Genomic DNA, 17,515 nt, shown 5'->3' on the forward strand with positions numbered 1-17,515 from the left:
GGATGAGAAGAGACTCGCCGAACAACTGGAGAGGGCGGCCGATCGCACAGTCATCGTTCGACGCGAAGTGCCGGTGGGCAGGCTCAAACAGGCTGTATCCGACGCCGAAAGACCAGGCCTTGAAGACGACGAGGAGATCACTGGCGAGACGAAGGAAAACAGTGCGATAGATATCGTCGCTGTGGGCGACGGATGGGGATAGCGAAGATCCACGAGAGCAAGGAAACCGCGATTTTCACCAAAGCTTTCTACAAGACCAGACCCGGACAGTCCGTTAAGCCCACGCCACCGAAGGACCATTACTGCTCGATGTGCACGCACTCCTATTCAATTGACGCCGAGAACGACGCAAAAGGCGAGTCGCTAGTTGAAGTGCTTTCGTGGGTTCGCGAGCGGATGCTTCCGGTTTTAGAAAGACTGATGACGGAATGCGGCTTTGGGGGAGAAGTCGAGGCGGACTGAGGTCTGAGGGGACTTCGTGATTTCGCATCGATTGATGCAGCCGGAGCGGCCACCACGCCGCACGGCTGCATTCTTCGGCACGCGCCGGCCATAGACGACGCGCCCTTCGCTTAGAAGAACCCAAGCGCCTCCGCCTGATAGCTGACCAGCAGACACTTCGTCTGCTGATAGTTCGACAACGCCATCTTGTGTGTTTCGCGCCCGATCCCCGACTGCTTGTAGCCACCGAAGGCCGCATGCGCCGGATACAGGTGATAGCAGTTGGTCCACACGCGTCCCGCCTCGATCTCGCGTCCCATCTTGTAAGCGCGGGTACCGTCGCGAGTCCACACGCCCGCGCCCAGGCCATAGTACGTGTCGTTCGCGAGTTCGATCGCTTGCTGTTCGTCCTTGAACGTCATCACCGAGGCGACCGGCCCGAAGATCTCCTCCTGGAACACACGCATATCGTTGTTGCCGAACAGCATCGTCGGCTTCACGTAGAAACCCTCGCCGAGGCCGGCGCCAGGCGTTGCGCGCTCGCCGCCGACGAGACACCGCGCCCCTTCGTCCCGGCCGATGTCGATATACGACAGGATCTTGTCGAGCTGCTGCTGCGATGCCTGCGCACCGATCATCGTTTCGAGGTTCAGCGGATGGCCAGCCTTGATGCGTTCCACCCGGGCGATCGCCTTCTCGATGAAGCGCTCGTAAATCGACTCCTGAACCAGCACGCGCGATGGGCACGTGCACACTTCGCCCTGATTCAGCGCGAACATCGCGAGACCTTCGAGCGCCTTGTCGAGGAACGCATCGTCGCGATCGAGCACGTCGGCGAAGAAGATGTTCGGGCTCTTGCCGCCGAGTTCGACCGTCGACGGGATCAGGTTGTCCGCGGCTGCGTGCAGGATGCGCTTGCCGACCGGCGTCGAGCCGGTGAACGCGATCTTCGCGATGCGCTTGCTGGTGGCGAGCGCTTCGCCCGCTTCCTTGCCGAAGCCGTTGACGATGTTGATGACCCCGGCGGGGAACAGGTCGCCGATCAGTTCGATCAGCACGAGTATCGAAGCCGGCGTCTGCTCGGCCGGCTTCATCACGACGCAGCAGCCGGCCGCGAGCGCGGGCGCGAGCTTCCATGCGGCCATCAGCAGCGGAAAATTCCACGGGATGATCTGACCGACCACCCCAGCCGGCTCGTGAAAGTGATAAGCGACCGTGTTGTCGTCGATCTCCGAGATGCCGCCTTCCTGCGCGCGGATGCAGCCCGCGAAATAGCGGAAATGATCGACGGCGAGCGGCAGGTCCGCGGCCATCGTTTCGCGCAGCGGCTTGCCGTTGTCGATCGTCTCGGCGACCGCGAGCAGCTTCAGGTTCTTCTCCATCCGCTCGGCCACCGCCAGCAGCAGGTTCGCGCGCTCTGTCACCGACGTCTTCGCCCATTTGCGGCGCGCTGCGTGCGCGGCGTCGATGGCGAGGTCGATATCGGCAGCGCTCGAGCGAGGCACGCGACAAAACGGCTGCCCGTTGATCGGCGACACGTTTTCGAAATAATCGCCGCCGACCGGCGGTACCCACTTGCCGCCGATGTAGTTTTCGTAACGCTGGCGATAGGGATACTCGATGTCGATGCCGAGGGCTTTCAGGTCAAATGGATTCATCACTTGTCTCCGTTTTGTGATGGTGATCGGGTGACTGCGCGGGAACACATCAGGCACGAACCGTACCAATGCATGGAAGCGCGATATTTCAGGGATTGCAGTGAGCTGCATGGCGGAAGTGTTCCGTTTCAGAACAGTTGCGCGGGCTGCGGGTGTTCAGAAACGCCGCAGATTCGGCCGACGCTGACGGAGATCAAGGATGCGGGCCCGCGCTGGGTCGCCGCACGCGTCGGGCGGACTGACAAAGGGAGTATTCTGTTGACACGCATCAAAGCGTCCGGCACGACCTGGGCGCATTCAGGAGGAGACAATGCGCGACGACGTTCATCCGCTCAGCGTGGCGGCGGCTATCCGCTCCAAAGGTTGGCCCGCACCGGCGATCCAGAAAGCCCACGAACGCTCCGAGACGTTCGGTCTGCGCGCATCGATCCGGCCGGATTACGACATCCTGTCCGACACGGGACTCGCGCTCAAGCGCGAACAGAACCAGGTGCTGTGCGCGCATGCGATGCCGGTCATGGAGACGCTGCGCGAGCAGATCGTCAACACGCAAAGCATGATCGTGCTGACCAACGCCGAAGGGTTGATTCTGCATTCGATCGGCGACGACGACTTTCTGCATCGCGCGGAAAAAGTGGCGCTGCGGCCTGGCGCGAACTGGGCCGAGGATCGTCAGGGGACCAACGCGATCGGTACCTCGCTGGCCGAGGGGTGTGCGATGGTCGTTCATGGCGATCAGCACTATCTGGCGGCGAACCGCTTCCTGTCCTGTTCGAGTGTGCCGATTCTCGATCCGTACGGCGATCTGATCGGGGTGCTCGACGTGACGGGCGACCACCGCAGCTATCACCAGCACACGATGGCGCTCGCGAAAATGTCGGTGCAGATGATCGAAAACCATCTGTTCTCGACTGCGTTTCGCGACGTCCTGCAAGTGTCTTTCCACGGACGGCCGGAATTTCTCGGCACGCTGATGGAAGGGATCATTGCGTTTACCGATGATGGTCGCTTTCTGTCCGCGAATCGAAGTGCGCAGTTTCAGTTGGGCTTGTCGCTCGCTGCGTTGCGCGCGCATACGCTGTCGTCGCTATTTCAGATCTCGTATGCGCAATTGATCGATCGTTTGGCGCATGGCGTCGCGCCGCATCTGATGCTGAATTTGCACAACGGTGCGGTGGTTTGCGCGCGCGGGCAGTTCAGGCGGGCGTCGTTTGGGCTGGGGCGTGGAGTCGTCGATGTGCAGGGTGCAGTCGCACCGCGACCGGTGTGTGCGAATGCGCGTCAACCGGCTGCGGGACTGTCGCGGCTCGGCGATCTCGATACTGGCGATGCTCGTGTGTCCGCACTGATCGCGAAGGTTCGCAAGGTGCTCGGCAAGGATATTCCGATTCTGATCACCGGCGAGACCGGTACCGGCAAGGAGTTGCTCGCGCAGGCGATTCATAACGATTCGCCGCGAGGTGATGGGCCGTTTGTTGCGGTTAACTGTGCTTCGATTCCGGAGTCGCTGATCGAATCTGAGCTATTCGGGTATGAAGAGGGTGCGTTTACCGGCGCGCGGCGTAAAGGGGCGATCGGCAAACTGATGCAGGCGAATGGAGGCACGCTGTTTCTCGATGAGATCGGGGATATGCCGCATTCGTTGCAGGTGCGGTTGCTGCGTGTTTTGCAGGAGCGGGTTGTGACGCCGCTTGGGGCGACGCGGGCGGTTCCTGTCGATGTCTCCATTATTTGCGCGACACACCGCAACTTGCGCGAGATGATTGCGCAGAACCAGTTTCGTGAGGATCTTTACTATCGGATCAACGGGCTTGCGGTTCGGTTGCCGGCGTTGCGTGAGCGGAGCGATCTCGCGGTCGTCGTTCAGAAGATGTTGCAGTGGGAATCAGTCGAAAGCGGGGGGCGGCAGGCGCTCAGCGTTGCGGCTGATGTGATGGCGGTGTTCGGGCGACATGCGTGGCCGGGTAACTGTCGGCAACTGGCTAATCTGCTGCGCACGGCGGCGGCGATGGTGGAGGAGGATGGGGAGATCCGGTGGGAACATTTGCCGGATGATTTTTTGGATGATGTGGGGGGCGCGGGTTGCGGCGACGGCGAGGTTGGACAGGGGGACTCTGCTGCGTCGGCCGCTTCGAGCTCTTCAGCCCTTTCGGCCGGTTCGGCTGCGGATGCCCCTGCTGCTGGCGATGCGTCGCTGCCCGACGGTGCTCGGCTGCAGGATGTTGCCACCTCTGTGGTTGCGATGACGCTGGCGCGCTATGGCGGAAACGTGTCTGCCGCGGCGCGTGCGCTCGGGGTCTCGCGGAACACTATCTATCGCAGGATGCCGGCTGTGCAGCCGGGGCGGGTGGCGGAAAAGGATTGATGCGGGAGTTTGCGCAGGACCAATCGATAATTGCCGCGGTGACCGGCCATTGTTTTCTCTATGAGTCGATTTGCTTGCGTGCGGTCTACAGTAGCCGAAGCACTTTTCCTTTTCACGACTCTACCGGAGGCGCGCACCGCACCCGGATCGCTTGCAGGCGCGTGACGCATCCCTGGCCCGTTGGAGCGGGTGATGCCAACGCGTCCCGGCTAGCTACAACCGCTTACAAATCTCACAGTAGCAGGGTCCACGCCCTGAGGCGGCCCGTCAAGGTTTTCCAGGGGCATGTGCAGCCCACATCCTTGACCCTGTAGTCTCGTGCGTCGCTCATTCATGAAACGGCGTATGTCGAAGAAACGTCGCGCGCCCACCTGGCGAGTTACCCGCCGCCGGCCAGCGTCATGGTAATAACAGGCGACCCGCCGGCCGGCCGTGGACAACTCGCTCACCGTCGCCCGTTTGGACTCACCTAACACCTGCTTGACCGGGAGCCTCGATTTCAATCGGATCAAGGTGGACGGCGGGTGCTCAGCGGTACCGGCAACGTTCTTGCGCGAAGGCTGCCGATACAGGGATACGAAAGCATGATCCCGCGTGCACATCTCCCCGCGCGGGGGAGATGTGTCTAGCGCGCCGCGATCCCTTGTGCCCCCGGCGGTACGCCGGTGACTGAGCCAAGTGGCTCGAGTGTTCCGTCTGGCATCACGCGAAAGCCACTTACAGCGCCGTTACCTTCACGAACGTAGAGGAATTTGCTGTGACCACTGAGCGCCATGTCAAGGGGAGCGCTGAGTGTGCCTGCAGTCGGATTGAGCAAGCGTACTGTACCGTCCGCCGCGATCCGCAGACTGCTGATCGAGCCGCTACCGGCATTGGCCGTGTAGGCAAAACGTCCATCGCCCGTGGTGACAAGCCAGCAAGGGGCGCTCTGGCCCAAGGGAATTGCTGCACTGATGGAAGTCAGATGTTTGCTGTCCTCGACCTCATATGAGGAAACCGAACCAGATCCGGCCTCGGAGACGATCGCATAACCCCGGGTCGTGATGGAAAAGCCGAACGGCGTGACGCCGTTTGACGCATGGGGGGTTGGAGTCTTCGAGGCGTAGCCGGTGAAGCCGACATAATACGTGTCAATGAGTTGTGTGCCCTTTTCGGTCACGAGCAGTTCGTTGCCTTCCGGCGCAAACTTCACTTGCGCGGGCTGGGCGGCGTTTCCGCCGGCAAGTGGTCGTTGTGAGCCTGGTAATGGAACGAGACGCTTGCCAAACGCGTCGACGATAAAGCCGTTGATGTTCGGTGTGCCTCCGGCATTAAGCACATACGCGATGGGCCCCTTGACTGTCACGCTGACGGGCATTTGACCACCTGATGGTTTTCTGTCGAGCAGCGTCAGTTTGCTGCCGTCGACCGCGAACAGCGAAACATCATTGCTGCCCGGATTCACGGCGAAGAGAAAGCCCGCTGCCAACGTTAGGGAACCCTGCGAGCCTAGTGGATCGGCTCCCGTGCCTGCTCCTTTACCGCCAGTTGAGTACGTGGCCTCGTAGTTCAGTATTCCGTTGGCAGCGCGCGAATAGACAAGAACCGAGTTCCCGGACGGCTGGTTTGACAGAACGTAAACCGCTCCTGGCGGATCAACCTCCGAATCGGCTTGCGCAATGCTGATTGAAGCGAATCCTAACGCCGTTGCGAACGCGATGGTTCGCAATAGAAACGCTAAACGGCACGTGATAAATGACATGGCGTACTCCTTGCATGGGCGACGAGCGAACGGGTGACGTCGGATGGACGAGTGGGCAGAACAGGTAGCTGTACGTTACGTCCTCGATAAATTGGGCTACAGGCAGACCTGCAAGAGCGTTACCCAGTTCGCGATCTGTTTCATTACTTCACCCCTTGTCGCGTTTACTACACGGTGGTTAAGGAGGTCGAACAGGGAACATCGGGCAGGGGTGGATTGGTCGGGAACGCGTCGCCCCTGGCAATGATGCTAACGCTGCGATCCACTGACCGGTCTATGTGGGAAAAGACGGGTCGCGACTATTCGGCGTCGTACGTCTCCGTTCGGCTTGACTGCGGCTCTCGTGGACCTGAGTCAAGGGCGGTTTTCGTTGGACGTACAGCCATTCGCCGCCCCTCGTTTGTATATAGTCCATCTGGGCCGCTTGACCATGAACATTTTTTGACGGTGCTCCCGATGCCGTTGAATCCCGGCAAAGGTATGACTGATCTGCCTCAAGAAGCGGACATTGCATCTAAACGCGGTAGCTTTCACGACGTGATCGACTCCTCATCACGCTGGCCGCGCCGGGGCAGTACACTACCGGTCTCGGCAAAAGCCAGGTAATCCCATCCACGTCAGACAGTCCATGGACTACTTCGCCGCAGTACGGGCCTTCGTTTGCGCAGCGGAACTGCAGAGCTTCAGCAAGACAGCCAATGCACTGTCCGTCAAGACCTCGACTGTCTCCCGCTACGTAAGCGAACTCGAAAGAGATCTGGGCATCGCCCTATTCAACCGGTCGACGCGCGGCCTCGTCCTGACAGAAGGCGGCCGGCTGTTTCGTGAACACGCCTTGTTAGCGTTGCAAGCACTCGATGACGCGCGCGAAGTGACGTCATCGCTAAATCGCATGCCACAAGGCGTGCTGCGCGTGACAATGCCACCGGCATTCGGCCGCCTGCACATCGTGCCGCATCTGCCGGCCTTCATGGCGCGCTATCCTGATATCGACCTCGACATCGTCTCTACGGACGAAACGCTCAACATGATCGATGCGGGCATTGATGTGGCGATCCGTACCGGCGTGCTGCCCGATTCGTCATTGATGGCGAAGCGCCTGGCACCGCATCGTCGTATCGTCTGTGGCAGCCCGGCGTATTTCGCGCGTAGCGGCACACCGCGTGTGCCTGGCGATCTGGCCGCGCGCGATGCGCTTCGCGTGTCCGTGGTTCCGGACGACAAATGGTATTTCACGCTGGTCACCGCGGACGCGCGGGCGTCGCAAGAACAGGAACAGGTGCTGGTGGAGTTGCAGGGGCGCTTGCGCGCTGACGACTCCGAAGCCGTGCTCGCGCTCGCCGTGGCCGGTTGTGGCGTGGCGCTCCTGCCGACATGGCTCGCCTCTACGGCCCTGCGCGGAGGACGCTTGCAGCACGTGCTACCGGAATGGGAAGCACGCACCGGACGAGCCGAACCCGCGGTCTGGGCGGTCTACCCACCGAAGAAGATCGTCTCGTCGAAGGTGCGCGCCTTCGTGGATTTCTATGCCGAGGTGTTTGGCGAGCCGCCGTACTGGGACGACGGACTCGCACTGGAGCGTCAGCCTTAATGGGCGAAGCGGATGTCTAGCGTGCGCAGGTAAGTCTGCAAGCCTGCATCCTGGATCGGAATCACATAGGCGTTTTCGTTCGTTTCGTTGAAATGCGCATGCCAGTGTCCCGGCGGCGTGACGAATGCCATCCCCGTTTTCCAATCGACGCGGGTCGGGTTCACGATATTGCCATCCCTGTCCAGTTCCGTTCCGACCAGCGTATAGACACCCGGCTTGCCGCTGGCGATGAAGTCGAGTGCAATCGACTGGTGCCGGTGCGGCTTCTGCACCGAGTTGGGCGGCACGATGCCGAACATCGCCCACAACACATGCGTGACCGTGCGTGTCTGCGGAAAGTTGGTGTTGCCCATTAGTACGCTGATGCGGTTGCGACGACCCGCGTTCGCTTGTTCCCCGACTGCGCGCAGTGCTGCCTGCGCCTCGGCGGCCGGATAGCGTGTCGGCGCAAAACGCGCATGTACCCCGGTGGTACCAAGATAGGTGAGCAGTGGCGCGTCATTGACGTAATACAGCGTGGTCGTCGCAGCAGCGGACAGCACCGTGGCATGGCCGCCCGGGAACGTGAAGAAATCGCCTACCGAAAAGGGGAAGTTCGTTTCCGACTGCTTCACGCTACCCGATCCGCTAATGACGTAGCAGACCTGCGAGGTCGCATTGGGATCGAGTGTCAACGCATCGCCCGCATTGATGCGCAGGAAGCTGGCGCTCAGACCGGGACTGGTCGCGGGACCCGGGCAACCCAGCTCGGCAGACAGGTCGAGCGGCACGACCCGGGTTGCGCCGTCTGCATAAAGCGAAGGCGGAAAGTTATGGAACGGCACACGCGAGATGAGCTTCGCACCAATCGGATTGGCGGACGAGGTGTATTCGAAGTATTGCGCGTCTTCCGTGGCGACATTCGGTTCGGTGCGAAGCGCGGGGGATGTTCTGGTCAGCATGGTTTTGCTCCTTTCGACTTTTGAGGAGGCTTCGCCCGGGTCCATTTATGAGGACCCGCGTCCGAAGGCTGACCTGACTTCAGGCGCGCGGCGTTTGCGCCAGAAGTGCCCGACATCGAAATCACCTTTGCGCAAAAGGAACACCGTGCGACGGTTTCGAGGCGCGGCGGGTTATTCGTACCGGGCCGCTATGCAGTTCATCATCGGCCAAGGTTCGACCAAGGGGCAATGTTGAACGAGGTTGTGTAGTAGAACTGTTGCGCGCTAGCTCACGGCTTATGGTGGCAGGCGAGCGCCCGAGTGTCCGGGCCATGGCCTGGACACTCGAACCGTGCAAATGCAGGCTTGCAATGGTCAGGCGCTCTTCGGGTTGAAGCTGTAGATACGGAGTTCTTTCGTGCTCACAACACTTCATACGAAACAGGTGTTGCGCTTCAGATTTGAGGCCGCCGGGGCTTTCCGCCTGGAAGAAGAGAGAGGCAGTAACGAGTGTCGCCAGACTCTCGCAGCAGCGACTCCACTCACTTATTAACCATCCTCGCCGGCACACTAACAGCAAGAAAACCGCCCAGCACCATAAACGCCGCCAACATATACATCCCCGAATCGTTCGCCGCGGTAACCTCCTTCAACCACCCCACAGCATAAGGACTAAGGAAACCGGCAAGGTTGCCAATCGAATTAATCATCGCAATCCCGGCAGCGGCGCCGGTGCCTGCCAGAATCGCCGTAGGCAAACTCCAAAACAACGGCAGTGTAGTGAGGATGCCCATGGTAGCCAGCGTCAACCCAGTCATAGCAAGCAAGGTGTTATGCGTCCAAACGACGGAAAGCACGAGCCCCACAGCACCAAGAAACGCCGGCAACGCAATATGCCATCTCCGTTCCCTCGACCGATCCGCACTCCGCGCCACAAACACCATCGCCGCAACAGCCGCCGCAAACGGCACCGCCGATAGCAACCCAATCAAAAACGCATCGGTAACGCCGGTAGATTTGATAATCGTCGGCAACCAGAAGCTCACCCCATAAAGCCCCATCACAAACGAGAAGTAGGTGAGGCTCAACATCAACACCCGCCCGCTAGTGAGTACCTGCCGAATCGGCATATCGTGCTTGGTCGCTTCCTCAGCCGACACCTGACTCTCAAGCAACTGCTGCTCTTCCCGGGTCAGCCACTTAGCCTTCGAAATCCGATCAACGAGCATCACGAACACGATGATCCCAACCAGCACCGACGGCACCCCTTCGAGCAGAAACAGCCACTGCCACCCGTGCCACCCGTTCACGCCGTTGAAGTTCTTCAGGATGTACCCCGACACCGGCCCACCAATCACCCCCGACAACGCAATCGCCGTCATAAACCAGGTCGTCATCCGTCCACGCCGATGCGCCGGATACCAGTAGGTGAGATACAAAATAATCCCAGGAAAGAAGCCCGCCTCTGCAAGCCCGAGCAGAAAGCGCATCACATAAAACATCGTCGGCGTGGTGACTAACATCGTCAGCATGGATATCACGCCCCAGGAAATCATGATCCGCGCGATCCAGACACGCGCGCCGACCTTATGCAGGATCACGTTGCTCGGCACTTCGAAGATGAAATAGCCGATGAAGAAAATCCCCGCGCCGAAGCCATACACGGCATCGCTCAAGCCAAGATCCGTGCTCATCCCCAGCTTCGCGAAGCCGACGTTCACACGGTCCAGATAGGCAACGATGTAGCAGAGCATCAATAGCGGCGCGAGCCGCCAGGTAACCTTGCGATAAGTCGCCTCTTCGAACGTCGAAGGCGGCGCGCCAGCGCCGGGATGGTGGAGCGGATCTGCAGGACTAGCCATGACTATGTCTCCTCTTTTTTATGGAATTGAAGTGCCGCCGCCGAACGATTCTATCCGCGCCAGGTCTTTTGCAGGACGAATCGATATTGGAGGAAAACACTAACTGCGCACGCTGTGCGTGCGCAGCGCATCACCTACCGCTACACGCAGCGCCCCCCATCCACTTCGAGGCACACGCCGGTAATGAACTCGGCCTCATCCGAAGCCAGATACAGCGCCGCATTCGCAATATCCTGCGGCGTCGAAAACCGCCCAAGAGGAATCCCTGCCAGGAACTTCTGCCGGTTCTGCGGCGTATCCTCGACCCCCATGAACTCGGACAGCAGCGCGGTCTCACCGATCACCGGATTCACGCAGTTCACGCGAATCCGCTGCGGCCCCAGCTCAACGGCGAGCGACTTGCTAGCGACGATCACCGCGCCCTTGCTGCCGTTGTACCAGACGAGCCCGGGCCGCGGCCGCACGCCCGCCGTCGACGCAATATTGATGAAGCTGCCGCCGCCTTGCTCGCGAAAATACGGCACGAACTCCTGCACGCTCCAGTAGATGCTCTTCACGTTCACCGCATAGACGCGGTCGAACTCGGCCTCGGTGACTTCGAGTACCGGCTTGTTGCGATGCGTGGTGCCCGCGTTGTTGACGACGATCTGCACGCTGCCGAAGTCTTCCAGCGCGGCCTCGCGCAGCGTGCGCCAGTCGTCGCGTTGCGCGACGTTGCCGGGTACCGCGATCGCCTTGCCGCCCGCAATCGCGATCTCACTCGCGACGCGTTCGGCGGCCGGCCCGTTGAGGTCGTTGACCACGACGTTCGCGCCTTCGCGCGCAAAGGTCTTTGCGATGCCTTCGCCGAAACCCGAACCTCCGCCCGTGACGATGGCCGTTTTACCTGTCAACCGCATGATGTCTCCGTTGTTTGTGATGGATAGAGCGATGCGATGTTGCGTGTAACGTGCTGCTCGCGCCGATCGCGAGCGAGCCCTCCGGCACGCGCTAGCCGTGCCGGATCGCGATCGTCTTCAGCACCGTAAAGCCATACAGCGCCTCGAAGCCTTTCTCGCGGCCATGTCCCGAATGCTTGACGCCGCCGAACGGCAATTCGACGCCGCCGCCCGCGCCATAGTTGTTGATGAACACCTGGCCCGAGCGCACGCGTCGGGCGAGGCGCATCTGGCGCGCGCCATCGCGTGTCCAGATGCCGGCGACGAGCCCGAACTGCGTGCCGTTCGCGAGCGCGAGCGCTTCGGCTTCGTCGCGGAACGACATCGCGGCGAGCACCGGACCGAATACTTCGTCGCGCGCGAGGCGGTGGCTCGCGGGCACGTCGCGCAGCAAGGTCGGGGCCTGATAGAAGCCGCTTTCAGGCGCTTCGGGAATCACCTCGCCGTGCGCGGCCATCGCGATGCCGTCGTGTTGCGCGTCCGACAGAAAATCCCACACACGTTGCTGCTGTTTCGCGCTGATCAGCGGTCCGCAGTCGAGGTCGGCATTCGACGGCCCGACGCGCAACGCCTGAAAGGCGCTGCTGAGTCTGTCGAGCAGCGGCTCGTAAATCGCCTGCTCGATCAGCACGCGACTGCCCGCCGAGCAGGTTTGCCCGGCGTTCTGCACGATCGCGGAGATCAGCACCGGCAGCGCGGCGTCGAGATCGGCGTCGGCGAACACGATTTGCGGCGACTTGCCGCCGAGTTCGAGCGTGACCGGCACGTGGTTTTCGGCGGCCATCTGCGTGACGAGCTTGCCGGTTTCGGGCGAGCCCGTGAAGGAGATGTGATCGATGCCCGGATGACGCGCGAGCGCGGCGCCCGCTTCGTGTCCATAGCCGGTCACGATGTTCAGCGCACCGGCCGGCAAGCCGGCCTCGGCGGCGAGCTCTGCGACCCGCAGCACGGAAAGGCACGCGTCCTCGGCCGGTTTGACGACGCACGCATTGCCGGTCGCGAGCGCCGCGCCGACGCTGCGCCCGAAGATCTGCATCGGGTAATTCCACGGCACGATGTGGCCGGTCACGCCGTGCGGCTCGCGGATCGTCAGCACCGTGTAGCCGGATTGGTAGGGCAGGGTTTCGCCGTGCAGCTTGTCGGCCGCGCCGGCGTAGAACTCGAAGTAGCGGGTCAGGGCGGCGGCGTCGGCGCGCGCCTGCTTGAGCGGTTTGCCGGTGTCGCGCGCTTCGAGCCGTGCAAGGTCTTCCTGGCGCGCTGCCACCAGCAGCGACAGCCGGTACAGCACGCGGCCGCGCTCGGCGGCGCTCAGCGCACCCCATGCGCCGTCGAACGCTGCGCGTGCGGCGCGCACGGCGGTGTCGATATCGGCCTCGGTGCCGCGCGCGATGCGCGTGAACGGCTGGCCGTCCGAGGGATCGAGTACGGCGATCGATTCGCCGCAGGAAGCGGCGCACCACTCGCCGCCGATGAAATGCCGTGCTTCTTCCATGCATGCTCCTTGATGACGCGCGGCCGGCGTGCGGCGGCGCGGGTTCGAAGGGGAGACACAAAACGGTAGAGACGCGAAGCGAGACTCGCCAGACGATTATCGCGCCGATCCGACCGCGGATGCCAACTGCCGATTGGCTATAATGGCGCATTCCGTACGGTCCGGTGCGCGGCCCCGTCGTTCGGGGCGAGAGGGTTTCAGTGCCCGACGTTCGCGGTTCGCACACAGTTCGCACCGCATCCGCAGCCCGCGCGCCGTTCGCCGCCTTCCGATTTCCATCCCCTTCAGAGAGCGCTCATGAGCTTCAATCACGTTCCCGCAGGCAATGACCTTCCGCACGATTTCAACGTCATCATCGAAATCCCGGCGCAAAGCGACCCGGTGAAGTACGAAGCCGACAAGGACCTGGGCCTGCTCGTCGTCGACCGTTTCATCGGCACCGGCATGCGCTATCCGGCCAACTACGGCTTCATTCCGCAGACGCTGTCGGGCGACGGCGACCCGGTCGACGTGCTGGTGATCACGCCGTTCCCGCTGCTGGCAGGCTCGGTCGTGCGTGCCCGCGCGCTCGGCATGCTGCAGATGACTGATGAGTCCGGTGTCGACGCGAAGCTGATCGCCGTGCCGCACGACAAGATCTGCCCGATGACGGCGAACCTGAAGTCGGTCGACGACGTGCCGGCTTACCTGAAGGACCAGATCAAGCACTTCTTCGAGCAATACAAGGCGCTCGAGAAGGGCAAGTGGGTCAAGGTCGAAGGCTGGGCCGACGTCGATGCTGCCCACAAGGAAATCAGCGAAGGCGTGGCGAACTACAAGAAGTAAGCGCGCCGCGGTTCATCCGCTTGCTGCATGCAGTACGAAAACCGCGCGAGTCCGCAAGGACCGCGCGGTTTTTTCATCTGATTTGCGCGGCATTCGACTACCGTGCAAATACGCCGTGATCTTCGTCTGGCACGCTTCGTCTCGCGCGCATAACCTGAACGCATCGCTCCGATGAACGGAACGTATTTTTATATTTAGGTGTAAACCCTTATCATTCGCCGCACGACCTCGCGCGCGAACTCAAGGCATCTACGCGCGTTTCCATCACTTCAAGAACCACTGTCCGGATGATGAACCGCAGCAAGCCCCACTCGACATCGCCGCGCTGGTCGACCCGGCTGCATTCGGTCGTCACCGCGATCTATCGCAAGCGGCCGGTCTGGATGGTGTCGTTCGCGGCGAGCGAGGCGAATCTGTCGGAGGGCTTGAGGGCGGCGTGCGCATCGACGGCGATGCTCGCGCTCGGCAACGTGCTGCACGATCCGGTGTTTGCGTGGGCGGCGATCGGCGCGTTCTGGACCTGCCTCGCCGATGCCGCCGGCTCGAACCGCGCGCGCTTCATGTCGATGATGAGCTTCGCGCTGCTGTCGACGCTGTGCGGCGGCATGACCGCGTTCGCGTCCGCGTCGGGTGCCGCGTGGGCCGCGCTCGCGGTGCTCGCGTTCACGACGCTCGGCGCGTTCGGCCGCATCTGGGGCGCGGCCACGTCGCAGGTGACGATCCTCGCGGCGACCGCCTGCGTCGTGATGGTCGATCGGCCGATGCACGACGCGCGCGCGGGTGCGTTTCTCGGCGTCTATCTGATCGGCTGTCTGTTCGCGATCGTGCTGAGCTTGACGGTGTGGCGCATTCATCCATTCGGCGCGAGCCGCGCGTCGTTGCGCGCGGTGTATCTGCGCCTCGCCGATGTCGCGTTCGATAGCGCGCGGCTTGTCGGCGGCCGTGCCGCGCGGCGCGAATGGGCCACGCATGCCGCGCGCTTTCGCGCCGATGCGCGCGCGTCGCTCGAACGTTCGCGCGATGCGCTCGCGAACGTGCCCGCATCGAAGGCGGGCGGGGCGGCCGTCTACGACACGTTGCTCGGTTTGCTGACCGACGGCGAAGCGCTGTTCGCGTATCTGATCGCGGTGTCGGGCGCGGGCGCGAAAGTGCCCGACGATCCGCGCCGCACGCGACGCGCGGTGCGCTCGCTCAATGCGATCGGCGAAGTGCTCAGCGACATCGGCAGCGCGACCGGCGACGCGCGCTGGGAACGTCTCGCGGACCTGCAGGCGCGTCTGCGGCGTCTCGCGCATCGGCTCGAAAGCGGGTTGCTCGAACCGGTGAAGCTGCAATCCGGTTTCGAGCTCGTCGATTTCGCGCCGCGTGAGGTGCACGACGAGCCGTGGAGCGCGTGCGTCGCGCGTTATACGGCGCGCGCGTGGTCGACGCTGAAGGCCAACCTGTCGTGGCAGTCGGTCGGCTTGCGCCATGCGGCGCGTGTCGGCGTGACGACGACGGCGGGCTTCGTCGTGATTCGCGCGCTCGGTCTGCCGTTCGGCTATTGGGCCACGATGGCCACGCTGCTGATCCTGCAGCCGTCGATCGCCGCGACCTGGCCGCGCAGCATCGAACGCGCGACGGGCAGTATCGTCGGCGGTGTGCTCGCGGCGGCGATCGGCTATGCGATTCATTCGCCGCTCGGCATCTCGCTTGCGGTGTTCCCGCTGGTGATGGCGACGATGGCGCTGCGCCCCGTCAGTTACAGCCTGTTCGTGCTGTTCCTGACGCCGACCTTCGTGCTGGTCGCCGACTTCGCGACGCCGGGCGCCAACGAGTTGGCGTTCGCGTTGACGCGGCTCGGCAACAACGTGCTCGGCTGTGTGCTCGCGCTGCTCGCGACGTTCCTTCTATGGCCGACGCGCGAGAAGCTCGATGTGCGCGTCTATCTCGGCGACGCGGTGCGCGCGAATCTCGCGTATCTGCGCGCGTCGCTCGAGGCGCCTCGGCATGGCGGCAAGGAGATCGAGCAATTGCGCCGCGCTGCGGGCCTCACCAGCAACAACGCGGAAGAAGCGATCGGCCGCGTGCGGCTCGAAAAGCTCGAGGACTCGATGGCCGATACGGTCACGCTGACGGTGCTGAGCCTGCTGCGACGGATGGCCGGCACCGCGACGCAATTGCGCCTCACCGCGAACCGTCGCGACCTGCATAGCGAACTCGACGAATGGGTCGAGGCGATCAGCGCGGCGATCGAGGCCGCGCTGAATCGCACGTTGCGGCCGGTGCGGCTCGAGTTACCCGCTCGCGAGCAGTTGACGTCGCTGGAAGCAGATGTGGTGGGCGAGCTGGCGCGGGTGCATCGGCTGTTGACGGAGAGGATGCGGGAGGCGAGGGGATAGCTCGACTCAGCCGTCGGAACGTTCACCGTCTTCCGCGACGTCATTCACCGCTGCCACCGGCAACACCGACTGCAGCGTGAACACCCCGGCCGCCAACGCCCGTTTATCGGCCGCCGTGAGCCGCTTGACCCAATACTCGGCGCTCGACGCGCTCGACCGGTCCGCCAGCTCGAACGACGCGAGCACCCGCACCGGCTTGCGCGAGCGCGTATAACGCGCGCCCGTGCCGCTCAGGTGTTTGTCGAAGCGAGCAGCGACATCGGTCGCGATGCCGGTATAGACGCTGCCGTCCGAGCATTCGAGCAGATAGAGAAACCACGCCATAACCGCGCTTCTAGCCTTTGAATGGATTGTGTTCGCGCAGCTCGTCCACGTACGCGTGGATGCTGTTTTTTTCGTTATCGAGGAAATGGCCGACCGCATCGGCGAACGCCGGATGCGCGAGCCAATGCGTCGAGCGCGTGACCGTCGGCAGAAAGCCGCGCGCCATCTTGTGCTCGCCCTGCGCGCCGCCTTCGAATGCGCCGAGCTTTTCTTCGATGCAGAATTCGAGCGGCTGATAGTACGCGGTTTCGAAGTGCAGGCACGGCACGTGTTCGAGCGCGCCCCAGTAGCGGCCATACAAGGTGCCGCCGGTTTTCTCGTCGCGCTGATAGACGACGAGCGAGCTCGCGATCGGCTTGCCTTCATATTCGGCGATCACGAGCAGCAGATTCTCCGGCATCGACGCGCCGATCATCCTGAAGAAATCGAGATTCAGATACGGACTCGAAAAATGCTCGCGATAGGTTTGCCGATAGCACTTGCTGAAGAAGCGCCAATCGGCATCCTCGATGTCTGCGCCGCGGATCCTTCGCATCGTGATGCCGGCCTCGTGCACCTTGCGCCGTTCGGCGCGGATGTTCTTGCGCTTCTTCTGTTCGAGCGTCGACAGAAAGTCTTCGAAGTCGCGATAGCCGTCGTTGAGCCAGTGAAACTGCACGCCTTCGCGCTGCATCATGCCGATATCGGTGAGCGCGTTCGCTTCGCTCTGCGTCGGAAACAGCACGTGCAGCGACGACACCTCGGCCTGCTCGGCGAACGCCATCAACGTGGCCGCGAGATGGCGCAACGCATGCTCGTTCGCCGACAGTAGCCGGTTGCCCTGTACCGGCGTGAAGGGCACCGCGCACAGCAGCTTCGGGTAATAGGGCACGCCGTTGCGCTTGTACGCGTCGGCCCAGGCCCAGTCGAAGACATATGTGGCCGGTGGTTTTTTGGCCTTTTTTTGAACGGGTAGCGTCGGGTGGGTTTGTGGCATT

The 17,515-nt window shown here is 62.4% G+C and carries 12 protein-coding genes and 1 pseudogene; 4 read left to right on the top strand and 9 right to left on the bottom strand.

Annotated elements, in window-relative coordinates; translation table 11 throughout:
* Positions 1–572: 572 nt before the first annotated feature.
* Positions 573–2,099 carry an aldehyde dehydrogenase family protein gene (locus OKW41_RS44710; protein ID WP_429576380.1) on the bottom strand — a complete coding sequence of 509 codons (1,527 nt, stop codon included), beginning with the start codon at positions 2,097–2,099 and terminating at the stop codon, positions 573–575.
* A 310-nt stretch (positions 2,100–2,409) separates the two neighbouring features.
* Here OKW41_RS44710 and OKW41_RS44715 point away from each other — a divergent pair, with 310 nt between their 5' ends.
* Complete coding sequence (locus tag OKW41_RS44715; protein ID WP_429576381.1) at positions 2,410–4,464, top strand: sigma-54-dependent Fis family transcriptional regulator; 2,055 nt, start codon at positions 2,410–2,412, stop codon at positions 4,462–4,464.
* Positions 4,465–5,089: 625 nt separating this feature from the next.
* Here the strand turns inward: OKW41_RS44715 and OKW41_RS44720 are convergent.
* Complete coding sequence (locus tag OKW41_RS44720; protein WP_429576382.1) at positions 5,090–6,205, bottom strand: lactonase family protein; 1,116 nt, start codon at positions 6,203–6,205, stop codon at positions 5,090–5,092.
* Between the two features lie 628 nt (positions 6,206–6,833).
* Between OKW41_RS44720 and OKW41_RS44725 the strand changes: the two genes are divergently transcribed.
* The gene (locus OKW41_RS44725; protein ID WP_429576383.1) at positions 6,834–7,796 is read left to right on the top strand and encodes a LysR substrate-binding domain-containing protein; all 963 of its coding nucleotides are present in this window, start codon (positions 6,834–6,836) and stop codon (positions 7,794–7,796) included.
* On the opposite strand, the gene OKW41_RS44730 is transcribed toward OKW41_RS44725, so the two are convergent.
* The 5 genes and pseudogenes from OKW41_RS44730 to OKW41_RS44750 form a co-directional block, all read right to left on the bottom strand.
* Complete coding sequence (locus tag OKW41_RS44730; protein WP_429452633.1) at positions 7,793–8,737, bottom strand: cupin domain-containing protein; 945 nt, start codon at positions 8,735–8,737, stop codon at positions 7,793–7,795. The genes OKW41_RS44725 and OKW41_RS44730 overlap by 4 nt on opposite strands.
* A 250-nt stretch (positions 8,738–8,987) precedes the next feature.
* Positions 8,988–9,152: pseudogene (locus tag OKW41_RS44735) on the bottom strand (helix-turn-helix domain-containing protein); the annotation flags it as partial.
* 106 nt (positions 9,153–9,258) lie between these two features.
* On the bottom strand, positions 9,259–10,578 hold the full coding sequence (locus OKW41_RS44740; protein ID WP_429576384.1) for an MFS transporter: 1,320 nt from the start codon (positions 10,576–10,578) through the stop codon (positions 9,259–9,261).
* Positions 10,579–10,718: 140 nt separating this feature from the next.
* Positions 10,719–11,477: an SDR family oxidoreductase gene (locus OKW41_RS44745; protein WP_429452629.1), complete on the bottom strand. Its 759-nt coding sequence runs from the start codon at positions 11,475–11,477 to the stop codon at positions 10,719–10,721.
* A 91-nt stretch (positions 11,478–11,568) separates the two neighbouring features.
* Positions 11,569–13,008: an aldehyde dehydrogenase family protein gene (locus OKW41_RS44750; RefSeq protein WP_429452627.1), complete on the bottom strand. Its 1,440-nt coding sequence runs from the start codon at positions 13,006–13,008 to the stop codon at positions 11,569–11,571.
* A 297-nt stretch (positions 13,009–13,305) separates the two neighbouring features.
* Between OKW41_RS44750 and ppa the strand changes: the two genes are divergently transcribed.
* Both ppa and OKW41_RS44760 read left to right on the top strand, forming a co-directional pair.
* Positions 13,306–13,833 carry an inorganic diphosphatase gene (ppa, locus tag OKW41_RS44755; protein WP_090803541.1) on the top strand — a complete coding sequence of 176 codons (528 nt, stop codon included), beginning with the start codon at positions 13,306–13,308 and terminating at the stop codon, positions 13,831–13,833.
* 287 nt (positions 13,834–14,120) lie between these two features.
* Positions 14,121–16,214 carry an FUSC family protein gene (locus OKW41_RS44760; protein WP_429576385.1) on the top strand — a complete coding sequence of 698 codons (2,094 nt, stop codon included), beginning with the start codon at positions 14,121–14,123 and terminating at the stop codon, positions 16,212–16,214.
* Between the two features lie 6 nt (positions 16,215–16,220).
* Here the strand turns inward: OKW41_RS44760 and OKW41_RS44765 are convergent, their stop codons facing one another.
* Positions 16,221–16,538, bottom strand: coding sequence for a GIY-YIG nuclease family protein (locus OKW41_RS44765; RefSeq protein WP_090803545.1), 318 nt, complete (start codon positions 16,536–16,538; stop codon positions 16,221–16,223).
* Positions 16,539–16,548: 10 nt separating this feature from the next.
* Complete coding sequence (locus OKW41_RS44770) at positions 16,549–17,514, bottom strand: GNAT family N-acetyltransferase (RefSeq protein ID WP_429452623.1); 966 nt, start codon at positions 17,512–17,514, stop codon at positions 16,549–16,551.
* Between the last annotated feature and the right edge of the window lies 1 nt (position 17,515).

Source organism: Paraburkholderia sp. UCT70 (assembly GCF_050434085.1).
GTDB classification, from domain to species: domain Bacteria; phylum Pseudomonadota; class Gammaproteobacteria; order Burkholderiales; family Burkholderiaceae; genus Paraburkholderia; species Paraburkholderia tuberum.